Raw genomic sequence first — 12,349 nt, 5'->3', positions numbered from 1 at the left:
GATTTAGTTTACTTTTTTGTTTTTAGTCGTCTTTTTAGCTCTCTTCTGGAGACCTTTAAACGACATTGTTTCTACATTAACCTCTGTACCAAGGCTAATTATCTCGTTAGCTAATCGATTATGCGATTGCTTGCGGAGGCTCTTTAACTTACCTTGGATTCTTTGCAGTTTGAGTTGATCCAACTGATAGTGCTTCGACTTTACCCAACGATCGTTATTACTCCGATTAAACGTCCCATTCGCCTTATACTTGTTCGGATTAGTTGCTCGGCGACTTCGATCCATTTTCCGCTGCAATTGCCTGATTTTCCGATAAGGAGTCTCTATCTCAGGGGCCAGTTCGAACAAACTGACCGTTTCTTCGGAGGTGATCCCTGCTGTTTGCGGACCAATATCGATTCCAACCTTCGAGCTGCCTACCTTGTGCCTGAACTCACCGTTTTTATCGAGCTTAACTGGAGGGATACCTTCTAGGATTAACTGCAAGTAGTAGTTTGTACCGCTCTTTAATACCCGACAGTATTTAATGGTTTGCAGTAGTGCCATCTGTGCGTAGACATCCGTGGGATCAACGAACACTTTAATCGAGAGTCCATTCCAGACTAAGGTCTTATTTCGGAACTTGATACCGGCTGAATTCGTTTTACCTTCCAAGCTTTGCAATTCGCCATACTTTTTGAAGTGTATCGTTTTGGCAGTATGATAGATCTTCCCTTTAAAGGCTTCAAAGCAGCGCGTGGCAATTTTTTGGACAGTGTGAGAATCTAAATTTTTCTTAAAGTGATGCTACATTGGCTTAACAAACTGGTGTAGTGAATACTCGGTCAATCGGTACTTCCTGTTTAACTCTTGCAGTACTAGATTGCGGGTTGTCTCCGTTTTGGCATTTTTTGTGCACTCTGGTACTCTTTACTCTCAACCATTAAGCGATACCGCTTATTAAGTTCATTGAGACAGGCATTATAGATTCTTCTACCGATATCTAAGCGCTTATTTGCTGACTTTGAGAAGCAATATACTCAACTTGATAAAAATAAAAGAATCATTTTAGTCTGTCATACAGGGCCAATGGGGGACGCTTCTGGTCAGTTCCTCAAAACAAAAGGTTATGAACAAGTTTTACAATGGCTGAGGCAGAATCGTCAAAGAGGATGGGGGAAGTTTCCCGGTGACAAACCGGATGAAGAGATAACGAAGATCGTCGGAATGGTTCTTCATGGGAGTCAAGGAGGGTGGAGAGCTAAGATTCAGCTTTTATCTCAGGCACGGCATTTTTCTTATATGATTTTATCACTAGGAGAAAGGGCGGTTCCCGGTCTCGAGGGGCCAACGCCTGAAGAGATCTTGCTTCCGACCGTTCTCGAGGATAGGGTTTTAGCTAAGTTGCCACTCTATGGCCGACCGGTTGTAATTGCGGCATCACTTCTTGCCTCAGATTCTCAAGAGGGAATTAGGAAAGGGATTCAGTACCTTCTGGAAACACAAATGCCTGACGGTTCCTGGTCAGAGGATATTATTGTAACCAGTTTGGCTATCCTTGCGATCAGACGTCAGAGTAGCTATCCTGAACGAATAGAAAAAGCAGGACGGTGGCTGGTTCAGAAGCAATATCCAAGTGGCGGTTGGCCTGCATTTGATCAACTTAAAATATGGGCCGTGGGTTGGGCTGTTTGTATCTTCGGAGAAACGACTCAGAGGTTAACAGATATCCCTTGGCTAAATCAAGCGGTAGATTGGTTAAAGCGGGGGCAGAACGCAGATGGTAGCTATGGAAGCACTCCTCCGTTTACGCATCCAGATTTAGATGATACGGCGGTTGCTTTGATCGGTTTACATCAAGTTGGGGAAGAGAATCATTTAGGAGTTAACCTCCTCAAGCAGTTACAAAATACCGACGGAAGCTGGGGAACATTTCCCAGTTTTCAAGGCATACCTCCCCATATTTCCTCGGAGTTCCCAGTATATATTCCGAGTGTTGACGTAAGTATTCATGTACTAGAAGCATTATGGCGACGTTCACGTTCACAAGATGAACGAATTTGGCGTGGGTTGAATTGGATTTTATCTCAGCAGGACGATCAAGGTGCATTCCCGGCATCTTGGTTTGAAGGGCCAGTTTATAGCACAGCACAGGCCTTAGAACTACTCAGCAAGTGGAAGTTTAGTTGGGAACGATGGAACACCGCACGCCGCATTCTAGGGGCAAGAAAAAAAGGCCTGGAATTTCTTATAAAAGCACAGAAAAATGACGGAGGCTGGGGTTCAGTTGTGGAGACCGGTTTGGCCCTTTCCGGGTTATTGCGATATACGAAAGTTGTTCCTAGAGATGTCTTCGATAAAGGAGTAAGAAACCTTCTTTCAGTCCAGAATAGCAATGGTTCATTTGAACCTTCTTACCAAGGAATCTACGCCAAGGGATGGAATTATGAAGAACCTCTAACAACAGCCCTGACAGCCATTCGTGCCTTACAAAGGTATCGACAAATTTACAAGGGATGATTTTTTAGATATTAAAACGGAAATATCGGAAACAACCCCCCAATCGCTTTACATTGTTTGTAAATTGCTTGGGAGTTAAATATTAATATTTAATCACAAAGTTATAGAAATATCAGAGAAAAACGAGACAGACGAAACAAGTTTATATCATTCGATACCTTCTCATATTGTCTTAATAAAAGGGCATGCTATGCTTTAATAAATGGGGAGGTGCATAAAATTGATTAGCGAGCTTATGATGCGTATGATGAATCCGGTTGCAGATGATATCTTCAGCACCATGCTTACCAAACAGTATAATGATAACCCTTTAGTCATGATGACGATTATGGAAAAACTGACACTTAGAGCGATTGCTGAGGCCGGAATCCGGGCGGAGACAGGGAAACCGCTTTCGAGGCCGATAGGTAGCCCCCTGCGGCTTTCACCATGGGAAAAGGTGCTGTTAAATGGGCGGCAACTATTTGAACATCCGACTGCTGATGAGAACAGTATTCAAATGCAAGTGACGATAGGTCCCAGAGCCAAAAAACCACTGAAAATCGACATGCCGATTTTGCTTACGGGCATGTCTTATGGCGGATCTTTAAGCCTAAAATTAAAAGAAGCTATCGGCAAAGGTACGGCTATGGTCAACACTGCTACCAATACCGGAGAATCTGCTGTTTCGAAGGAAGAAAGGTCAGCAGCTAAATTTCTTATCGGTCAGTATAATAGGGGAGGATGGTTGAGCGATCCTGAGCAACTGAAACAGTTAGATGCGATTGAAGTTCAGTTCGGTCAGGGGGCCTGGGGAGGTGGAGTAGCTTCAACTATATATCCGGAAATGATGGATGAACATTTACGCGAGGTGTGGAAAATCAAACCTGGGCAAAGCACCGGTGTGAAAGCCCGCTTTCCCAATGTCAACACACCTCAGGATGTAATAAACCTTGTTAACTCACTGAAGCAGCAATATGATGTACCTGTGGGAATAAAGATTGCTGGGACTCACTTTATCGAAAAAGAGTTGGAGGTAATCGCTCAGACCCAGGCAGATTTTATCACTGTCGATGGTCAAGAAGGTGGAACATCTGCTTCTGCACCTACATTAGAAGACGATCTGGGTTTACCTACACTTTTTACATTGGCTCGAACTGTTAATTGGTTAGAACAGCAAGGAAAACGGCAACAATTCATAATACTTGTAGCCGGAGGACTTCGAACTCCTGGTGAGTTTTTGAAGGCTTTAGCACTGGGAGCAGATGCAGTTTACATAGGGTCTATTGCATTGATGGCCACTTTACAAAGTCAAATGAAAAAAGTTCTTCCTCAGTCACCTCCTCCACAACTAGCTTTATTTGAAGGCAAGTTTAAAGACCTCTTCGATTCTGATGAGGGCAGTCAACATCTAGCTAATTTCCTGAAGTCGTGTACTGCGGAAATGGTCATGGCTTTACAAGCAATGGGCAAGACCAACATTAATCAACTGGCTAAAGAAGACCTTGTAAGTGTTGATCCAGTCCTTGCCAGAACTCTAGGTATTGGATATGCAGGGGATGCTTTATATTTACAATAATCTCGAAGGCTATGCAAAGTTCGCCAAATTCGTTTTATTCCCGAAGAAGCCCCCTGAGTATTGATTCAGGGGGCTTAACATAAGAATCCATTTGGAATCTTCAGTGGTGGAGTCGAGAAAGCTGAACAGGAGACACGTGAAGATATAGTGGGAACAGTTAAAGAAAGATTCAACAAATCAAGAAAAATTAAACGGTAAACAAGGATCGCAATGGCATACATTCATTTCACTGAAGAGTTTGGGCTTTATTTGTATCAAAATCAAAGATGAAGTCGATAATTGTTTCTATAGTTTTAGTACAAATATTTGAAGCATAGATAAGATCGTTGCGATAGTCTTCATTTAAAGAATATTCCCAGAGAACTGCCTCAATGAAGGATTTCAGGGTGTCGTTTTCTAAATAACTAACGGGTTGGAGAGATAAAGTGGGGATAGTAAGGATATTTTCAGCTGAATGGTTTAGGTTTTTCTCATATTTTATATGAGGAAGCATCATCGAAGAGTTATAATGCCATCGATTATAATGCGGAAAGCAAAAAAAATCACATAAAAAATGACAAACAATTCCAATGTCTTTGCTGAATTTATTACGAGTCTGTTTATTGTAAAATACAGAAGGCGATGTTTTACCTAATGCAACAATTTCGTCGATGACAAAATCCAGACTTTCATCTTTATAGTGGGACTTTAAAACCAAGCCAGGTACAATATCAGGCTGAATATTTCCCCAGATAAAGTAGTTGTACTCTAATTTGAAATTGGAGTTTTCTTGAACCTTGTCATAAATTATGGTAGATAAAATTTTATGAGTATTAATAATCAATTCTTTTAACACTTCCTAATAATTTATTGGGCAGTGTATTAATAGCAAAAGCGATAATTCTTATTGATTTTTTTCATTGATTTTTCAATACCATAATATGGGATGAGCGGCGTGTCCTGTGAATGGTTTAGGATCTTCTAATAATATTGACGTCTTATAATTAATTCAGGATTAAACCCCACGCTATGCGTGGGAGATCCGAATAGGAAGTACCGATGAACATGATAAAACAGCCCTCTTCTGCTATACTGACGAAGGTTACGCAAGCCAAAGTCAGCAGCAGAGGAGGGCATCCAAATAGATAATTCGAGTTTATCACATACGAAATGGAATGCACGTACCACAACAACATTTAAAATTTGCGTGTGCGCACAAACTCAGCGAGTTCTCTAAGAGCCTTGCGAGTTGGTACCATAGGGAGATCCTCAAGATATCCTCAAGATATCCTTTAGCTTTATTCACATAAAGATCAACCCAACGCATGGATTCATTTATAGCACCGGATTCTTTGATCAAGCTTATTGCTAAGTCTACCTCCGGATCAGTCTTATCTTCCTTGCTAAGGAGTTCGTAAAGTTTTTCGCGTTTCGGCGAGAGCTTCAGTGCAATGATCATAGGTAAGGTCATAATACCCTGACGCAGATCTCCACCGATTGGCTTGCCTAGTTCTGATGCTTCAGCCGTGACATCCAAAATATCATCCACTATCTGAAAAGCCATGCCTAAAGCATGTCCATAGGCACCCAAGGCCCAAACCTGTCTTTTCGGTGCTCCACTTATAATTCCACCCAAACGGCAGCTTGCTTGTATTAGTAATGCCGTCTTCCGCTTAATTCTGTAGTGATATTGTTTAAGACTTTGCTGAGTATCAAATGATGACTTGATTTGCTGAATCTCACCTTGGCACATTTCAATACTAACTTCGGCTAAAATTCGTGATACTTCAGGATGGTTGATCTTGGCAATGAGTTCAAGTGATTTAGCAAGTAAATAATCGCCGGTATGGACTGCTACTATATTTCCCCACTGAGCTTTAACTGTTGGACGTCCTCGCCGTGTCATTGATGCATCAACGACATCATCATGAACCAGAGTTGCCATGTGAATAAGCTCTAAAGCCACGGCAACAGGCAAGAGCTTATCCAATGAATAACCATAAAACTTGCCTGCCAAAAGAGTAAAGGCAGGCCGCAAACGCTTGCCTCCTGCAGTAAGCAAATGAACGGATGACTCATTGAGAATTGGAAAATCCGTCGCAACAAATTTCTGTAGTTCTGTTTCCACTTTCTGAAGGTCGGAATTTATTTGGTTGAAGAGCCAAAGTTGTTTCAAAACCGGTTCACCTGCTTGCATCCTTTTATCCTAAGTTTTCTGGATTATGTCTTGAAAGGGTTAGAATTTAAAAAAGAACGCCTAAAGCTTTAATTGCATAGGATGGCTGAGAACATAATATGCTGAAAATTAGAATTAGATGACTAATACTTATTCTTCTCTTGATAGGTCACCCCCACTTCCCTTGCTCGAATCCTCGTATAAAAGAACAGTTGTCGGAGGGTTAATTTAAATTACTTCTTCAGTTTTGCCACGAGATTACTGATAAAACCTTTGATTCCACCTTTTTGGGGTTCTTCCCAGGCAGGTTGGACGGGCATTTGTCCTCCATACACTTGGTTATATCCCTGAGGTGCGTACCCTTGGGGCGGATAACCTTGGGATGGGAATCCTTGCAACGGGTAACTTTGGGTCGGGGGCATAGGCTGCTGTGGCGCTTGCTGCCCGAAGCCTTGAGGTGGATAGTCAGGTGCGACGTAGCCCTGAGTCCAAAAAACTACTGGAACGTGGGGTATTTAAATGACCATAGAAAACTGGAAATTCAGTTAGTATGGTCACATCAACAAGATGCGCGCAGGATAACGCATACCCCATGCAGCCGTCGTGCCTGTGAGCAGTGTGGACAAGTCAACCCCAAAGCATACTTCAAATTCAACTTATCCAAAGCCTTTTGTGGTGCCTGGTCCCAACGTTAATCTTACATATTCTTCGGCTCAGAAAGTGTGGGGCAGACAAGACGCTCATAAAAAAAAGAGAGGCTTCCCAAGAAGTCCTCTTGGAACAAAAAATATTTAGTTAATCTTGTATCTAATTTCTAGCCCGAAAGTCCTGCAAAAAAATAGTGCGATATCCTTAGTGGCAAGGGAGTAATTTCAATATCAGCGTAACCGGTTTGGAGAAAAAGTTCCCTGATCTCATCCTCTGCTGGTAAACCCTGAAATCCTTGGTTACAAGCTAAGAAGAAAATCATCAGGTTTTGCGGTATCTGCGTCCGAAATACCCGGCTGGAAAAGGTTCCACTTTCCCGCAAGGCAGTTAATATCCCTATTTGCCCCATAGGTTGTAAAACTCTTTTCAGATTGTTCAACAAACTGACTCTCTGTTCTGGACTAAAGTAATAGATATTATTGTTTAACAAACATACATCAAAAGTACCTATATCTTGGCTAAGATTTAAAGCATCACCACATATAATTTTCAGACGATCACCTAATGGTTGAGAATTCCTTTGTGCCCTTTCGGCAACAAGAGGGTTAATTTCGATGCCAACTCCCTGAAGAGAAGGAAAACGCTCAAGTAGTTTATTTAGATATAATCCTTCTCCGCAACCTATATCCAGGACCCGTTGCCATTTGTTCTTTTGACACTTGTTTTTTAAAAAGGGCCACACAAATAGTTCGGAAGCCATGGATACTTTCGATATTAATTCATCCTGCATTTCCGAATCGAAGATGATTTTCTCTGATTGCCCGGAGATCAGTTCTGGTAATCTGGAGAAAGCGGGGCTCCAATGAACAACGAACTCCTTATAGAGTGCTTCCAGTCCGTGAAAACGATAAGTTTGAATTAATTTGCCTAATTTTGACGTCTTATATGAAAGTTTGTCTTTGGATAATAAATCATGGCAAAAGGCTTGTTCCAACCAATGGTCTAATAGTACTCTGTCCCAAGTTGGATGTGATTCCATTAGGTCTTCTAAACATTTCAGCTCGTCTAGTTCATTCCATAATTCCAGTTCAACCGGTCTGGATTACCCAAAGGAACCCCAAGTTTTCCATTATAGAAATTGTTCTACCCAGCAACGCTAACATTCCTGGTTCCAAATAGTTCACTCCTTTCGCAGACCATGCTACAGTTTATTAATAAACATTTTAATTATGGCATGGGATTGGGCCGTTTTATTTCTATCCTTCTCATGTGAATACGTAAGAACGTAGATTATGTGGGCAGTAGAGGGGAAAAACGCTCTAGACGTAAAGACCAAGAAGCCAGATTTGAGATGAGAAAATCCCGTACTGCCCACATCTGAGAAGCCTGGATAATTGACTCATCGCCTTCAAACTGGTCCCATCTCATTTCATGATTATTTGTGGTGAAGCTAATAACACAGTATGCTCTCTTACTTATCCGTGTTATTATTTGCCAAAAAATAATTTTGACGTTAAAGTAAGTGTTTATTTTTGTTTTCCACGAAGCGTTTCGTACAGGTAGGGTAATGGCAATTCTAATAGGAACACACCTCTCCGCAGTGGAATATATTTCCGATAGGGAGGTGTTAACTGATGTTATTTCGACCTGGGAATATCGGTGCCGTTACTGAAGCAGGAGGAACTGATCTAGCGGGGGAAGGTTTTCTGAACCAGTCTCGCCCAATGCCGATGGGAATGCAAAAATTCTTAGCTAAAAAAGGAATCACTTCTTCTAATCAACTATTCGAATTGACGAAATATGCTCCTAGAATCTGTTTTAGAAGGCTTCGTTAAGACAGCAGAAAAGCGGCTTAAGTCAAGACTTAGGGCGCTTTTCTGCTAGTTTATGATTACCATCTCCTTTTGTATCCAAACTAGACTACTTGTTTGGTAGACTATGTGGAATTATGTGGAAGACAGACACTACTGGTTTACCAATAACATAAATAGTAGGGATAGATGTAATCCATACTGAATCGTTGTACGTTGAGCATTAAGCGATCTTTCTAAGGAAGCAGGCAGGAAATGATTGAGGTTAATGAACTGACCAAAGTTTATCGCGAAGGACGAGGAATAAGGAACATTAGCTTTCAGGTCGATCCTGGTACAGCGTTCGGATTTCTCGGCCCGAATGGAGCAGGGAAGACCACGACCATCCGTCTTTTAATGGGGTTTTTAAAGCCGGATTCAGGACGAGTAACGATCAACGAGTATGATTGCTGGCGAGAAAAGACTGAGGTGAAGAGGTTCGTCAGTTACCTTCCGGGTGAACTTCATTTTATTGAGAACTTAACAGGGGTTGAATTCTTAGATCTTATCGCGGGAATGCACGGCGAATATTGTCTTCCAATAAAGAAATACCGAGAATATTTTGTGAGTGCCCTCGACTTAGATTTAAAAATACTCATTCGTAAGATGTCTAAAGGGATGAAACAGAAGTTGGGGATCATTTCGGCATTGATGTTGGATGCCAGTGTGCTTATCTTTGATGAACCGACCTCTGGCTTGGATCCGTTAATGCAAAAAGTGTTTATTGATTTAATCCTAGAGGAAAAGAAAAAAGGGAAGACTTTATTTATGTCTTCCCACCAATTTTCAGAGATTGAGCGTACGTGTGAGCAGGCTGGGATTATTAGAGAAGGGAACCTTCTAGCCGTTCAAAGTATTTCTCTGCTTAGACAAGCCGAGTATCAAACGTTCGAAGTTGAAGTCGAAAGTGAGAAGAATGTCGAGCTTCTAAGGCAGAGTCAGTTAAATATAACCCCTATTCAGGGTGGCTGCTTCGTCATCCGGGTAGTGGGTGAATTGGATAACCTATGGCTTGCTCTCGCTCAAGTTCGTGTCAAACGTTTTAGGCAACGTTCGCTGGAGTTAGAAGAGGCTTTTATGGATTTTTACCGGTAATCGTCGAAGTTTGACAGAGAGCCATAGTTGTAGATTTAGGTGGGGTGAAAACTATGAATAGGGCATTGTTCCGGGCGATGTTTAAACAGTATCGAAAGAAAGTAGCCGTTATTTCAACAGGAATTGTTCTCTATGAAGGACTTTTAACCTGGGTTTACCCTGTGATAGCTAAAAATCCTGCGGTTACGGAGATTGCGCAGTCTCTCCCGTCTACGGTAAAAACCGTGTTCGGGGTCCCAGAAAATGCACGGACCGATACCTTTGAAGCCTTAATATCGGGACAGTTTTTTGCAAGGATTTGGGTAATGATCATGGCCTTATATGGAATAGAAACCGCCAATGCTTTACTTGCAAAAATGGCGGATGACGGATCCTTAGCCTTTCTTTTATCCACACCGGTCTCACGAAGTGAGATTATTTCAACCCAAATTGGGGTTTTGATTAGCACAAATGCTATTCTCGTAGCTGCTATGATCTGCGGAGTCTATTTCGGCACCTTTTGCTCAGGGATTGAAATCGAACATGGGCGTTATATAGACCTAGGTCTCTTAGGACTTTCCTTTTTCACGCTGATAGAAATTTATAGTCTTTTTTTCTCAGCTTGGTTTGCTGAAGAAGAACAGGCTTTAACGTATGCGATGGGCTTAACGCTGGCCTTTTACGGCCTGGATATTGTTGGAGGACTGAGTGACAAACTATCCTGGCTAAAAAACCTCTCGCTCTTCCAATGGTTTCAGCCGCAAGAGGTACTAGAGGGAACAACAGACCCACTATGGCCCATTATAGGGTTTAATGTCGCTTCAGCAGTCCTTTGGTATTTGACAAAAAAGGTGTTTGAGACAAAGGATCTAGCGATTTAGTTGGGTAAGCATTTCTTAGTAAAATAGTTTATCGTAGCCAGCATAAATGAAGAAAAGAGTCTGTTCGCTGAAAAACGGAAATAGTGGAAGCAAGGCCCCTCAATATTTTACTTTCTGTAAAATATTGAGGGGCTATTTATGAGTTTATTGTGTTTAATAACCTCGGAAAGGTCCTCCATAGCCGGGATAGCCACAGCCGGAATAACCATATCCGGGATAACCAGGGCCAGAATAACCGTAACCTGGGTACCTCGCCAACCCATTAAGCCAGTAGGGCCAGGTATACGCCAAGCCGAGTGTCGGCATTTTAAAACCTCCTTATGAGAAAATCTAATAGCTGCAGAAATTTAGAATACAATTCCCAAGGCGATAAGCAAAAGAATAATCACAGTGACAATTGCTATACCTGCACCAACACCATATCCGCCTGCACCAGCAACTCCAGCACCGAATGCCATGTTTATTCCTCCTTCTTTTCAATTAGTAAAACTTTTTAGCTTATAATCTTAAAAGATGACACCCAAGGCAATTAAAATCAGAATTGCGATGGCAATAATCCCTACGCCGACACCAGCTCCGCCGTAGCCACCAGCTCCACCGTAACCACCGCCATAGCCATTAAAAATGCGGTCATAACCACCATATCCACCGTAACCACCCAGTCCGCCATATCCGCCATATCCACCGTAACCACCCAGTCCGCCATATCCGCCATATCCACCGTAACCACCCAGTCCGCCATATCCGCCATATCCACCGTAACCACCCAGTCCGCCATATCCGCCATATCCACCGTAACCACCCAGTCCGCCATATCCGCCATATCCACCGTAACCACCCAGTCCGCCAATTCCATACATAAACTTTCATCCTCCTTTTAGATTAGTTATTAAAGATTTTAGAAAGAATCACCACTGCAAAAAACAACCATGATGCGATAATTGACTCGTCGCTTTTAAGAAGGTCCCATCTCCTTGTATGATCAACTATGGTGAATCCATTAACACAATATGCTCACTTGTCTTTTATTTGTTATAATTTACCAAAAATATTACCTTAACGTTTTAGTAAGCGTGTCCTTTTGGTTTTCCAGAAGCATTTTGAACAGCTGACCTGGGCATATCGGTGCCATGCCTGAAGTGGGAGGAACTGATCTAGCGGGGGAGGGATTTTTGAACCAGTCTCGCCCAATGCCGATGGGAATGCAAAAATTCCTAGCAAAAAAAGGAATTACTTCTTCTGATCAACTATTCGAATTAATGAAATTTGCGCCTAGAATCAGTTTTAGAAGGTCCCTTTAAGAAAATAAAAAAGCAACTTAAGTCGAGACTTAGGTCGCCTTTTGTGCGCCGGGCAGTTCTATTTGTATTGGAGGATTAAAGTTCCTCTGTGCGCCGATTCCATTCGGAAGCACTAGCTAACAGACAGGGCGTCGTCCGTGAGGAGGGGTCCGGAGGGTCTGAAGGCAAACTGTGGAACGGAGCGAAAGCGAACCGATGCTGGCTGGTTTGGTGGGTAACTTTGCAAGATGTGAGAAAGCCCGATAAATGGAAAAAGCCAAATTAGTTAAGACGGTCGAGTTCACAGGGAGGCAAGTAGGATGACCCCGGGAGATCTCGCAGTGCCCGTGGAACGGTAACCTGACCTGCAAGGAGTGGTACTCTAAGTGGTCAACTATGCATTG

The 12,349-nt window shown here is 42.3% G+C and carries 11 protein-coding genes and 1 pseudogene; 6 read left to right on the top strand and 6 right to left on the bottom strand.

All coding sequences use genetic code 11. The annotated features are described in order from the left end of the window. Positions 1 to 3 precede the first annotated feature (3 nt). Positions 4 to 654 carry a hypothetical protein gene (locus JL57_RS33395; protein ID WP_291299664.1) on the bottom strand — a complete coding sequence of 217 codons (651 nt, stop codon included), beginning with the start codon at positions 652 to 654 and terminating at the stop codon, positions 4 to 6. A gap of 414 nt (positions 655 to 1,068) precedes the next feature. Between JL57_RS33395 and JL57_RS03675 the strand changes: the two genes are divergently transcribed. Both JL57_RS03675 and JL57_RS03670 read left to right on the top strand, forming a co-directional pair. Next, complete coding sequence (locus tag JL57_RS03675) at positions 1,069 to 2,499, top strand: prenyltransferase/squalene oxidase repeat-containing protein (protein ID WP_291299663.1); 1,431 nt, start codon at positions 1,069 to 1,071, stop codon at positions 2,497 to 2,499. Positions 2,500 to 2,719: 220 nt separating this feature from the next. Then, entirely contained in the window at positions 2,720 to 4,057 is a 1,338-nt protein-coding gene (locus JL57_RS03670; RefSeq protein ID WP_034140710.1) for an FMN-binding glutamate synthase family protein, read from the top strand. A gap of 226 nt (positions 4,058 to 4,283) precedes the next feature. On the opposite strand, the gene JL57_RS03665 is transcribed toward JL57_RS03670, so the two are convergent. Both JL57_RS03665 and JL57_RS03660 read right to left on the bottom strand, forming a co-directional pair. Continuing rightward, positions 4,284 to 4,880 carry a zinc dependent phospholipase C family protein gene (locus tag JL57_RS03665; protein WP_034140709.1) on the bottom strand — a complete coding sequence of 199 codons (597 nt, stop codon included), beginning with the start codon at positions 4,878 to 4,880 and terminating at the stop codon, positions 4,284 to 4,286. Positions 4,881 to 5,232: 352 nt separating this feature from the next. Then, a pseudogene (locus JL57_RS03660) lies at positions 5,233 to 6,212 on the bottom strand (polyprenyl synthetase family protein). A gap of 392 nt (positions 6,213 to 6,604) precedes the next feature. On the opposite strand from JL57_RS03660, the gene JL57_RS33390 reads away from it, so the two are divergent. After that, a complete protein-coding gene (locus JL57_RS33390; RefSeq protein ID WP_291299662.1) occupies positions 6,605 to 6,907 on the top strand; it encodes a hypothetical protein in 303 nt (100 codons plus the stop codon). 119 nt (positions 6,908 to 7,026) lie between these two features. Here JL57_RS33390 and JL57_RS03655 read toward each other — a convergent pair whose 3' ends face one another. Then, positions 7,027 to 7,899: a class I SAM-dependent methyltransferase gene (locus JL57_RS03655; protein WP_291299661.1), complete on the bottom strand. Its 873-nt coding sequence runs from the start codon at positions 7,897 to 7,899 to the stop codon at positions 7,027 to 7,029. A gap of 595 nt (positions 7,900 to 8,494) precedes the next feature. On the opposite strand from JL57_RS03655, the gene JL57_RS03650 reads away from it, so the two are divergent. From JL57_RS03650 to JL57_RS03640, 3 genes are all read left to right on the top strand, one after another. After that, positions 8,495 to 8,695, top strand: a complete 201-nt coding sequence (locus tag JL57_RS03650; RefSeq protein WP_291299660.1) for a hypothetical protein — start codon at positions 8,495 to 8,497, stop codon at positions 8,693 to 8,695. A gap of 231 nt (positions 8,696 to 8,926) precedes the next feature. Then, positions 8,927 to 9,805, top strand: a complete 879-nt coding sequence (locus tag JL57_RS03645) for an ABC transporter ATP-binding protein (RefSeq protein ID WP_034140708.1) — start codon at positions 8,927 to 8,929, stop codon at positions 9,803 to 9,805. A gap of 53 nt (positions 9,806 to 9,858) precedes the next feature. Continuing rightward, entirely contained in the window at positions 9,859 to 10,665 is an 807-nt protein-coding gene (locus JL57_RS03640) for an ABC transporter permease subunit (protein ID WP_034140707.1), read from the top strand. Positions 10,666 to 10,818: 153 nt separating this feature from the next. On the opposite strand, the gene JL57_RS33385 is transcribed toward JL57_RS03640, so the two are convergent. Both JL57_RS33385 and JL57_RS03630 read right to left on the bottom strand, forming a co-directional pair. Next, complete coding sequence (locus tag JL57_RS33385; protein ID WP_291299659.1) at positions 10,819 to 10,971, bottom strand: hypothetical protein; 153 nt, start codon at positions 10,969 to 10,971, stop codon at positions 10,819 to 10,821. A 200-nt stretch (positions 10,972 to 11,171) separates the two neighbouring features. Further along, the gene (locus tag JL57_RS03630) at positions 11,172 to 11,525 is read right to left on the bottom strand and encodes a hypothetical protein (RefSeq protein WP_291299680.1); all 354 of its coding nucleotides are present in this window, start codon (positions 11,523 to 11,525) and stop codon (positions 11,172 to 11,174) included. Positions 11,526 to 12,349: the final 824 nt, after the last annotated feature.

The organism is Desulfosporosinus sp. BICA1-9 (assembly GCF_000802135.1).
The sequence above is the reverse complement of the archived record's forward strand: the minus strand, read 5'-3'. Positions and strand labels throughout refer to the sequence as shown.

Excerpts from the sequence above, each read along its gene's own strand:
- JL57_RS03675 (WP_291299663.1), top strand. The coding sequence starts at position 1,069 with ATGGGGGACGCTTCTGGTCAGTTCCTCAAAACAAAAGGTTATGAACAA.
- JL57_RS03655 (WP_291299661.1), bottom strand. The coding sequence starts at position 7,899 with ATGGAATCACATCCAACTTGGGACAGAGTACTATTAGACCATTGGTTG.
- JL57_RS03650 (WP_291299660.1), top strand. The coding sequence starts at position 8,495 with ATGTTATTTCGACCTGGGAATATCGGTGCCGTTACTGAAGCAGGAGGA.
- JL57_RS03645 (WP_034140708.1), top strand. The coding sequence starts at position 8,927 with ATGATTGAGGTTAATGAACTGACCAAAGTTTATCGCGAAGGACGAGGA.
- JL57_RS03640 (WP_034140707.1), top strand. The coding sequence starts at position 9,859 with ATGAATAGGGCATTGTTCCGGGCGATGTTTAAACAGTATCGAAAGAAA.
- JL57_RS33385 (WP_291299659.1), bottom strand. The coding sequence starts at position 10,971 with ATGCCGACACTCGGCTTGGCGTATACCTGGCCCTACTGGCTTAATGGG.
- JL57_RS03630 (WP_291299680.1), bottom strand. The coding sequence starts at position 11,525 with ATGTATGGAATTGGCGGACTGGGTGGTTACGGTGGATATGGCGGATAT.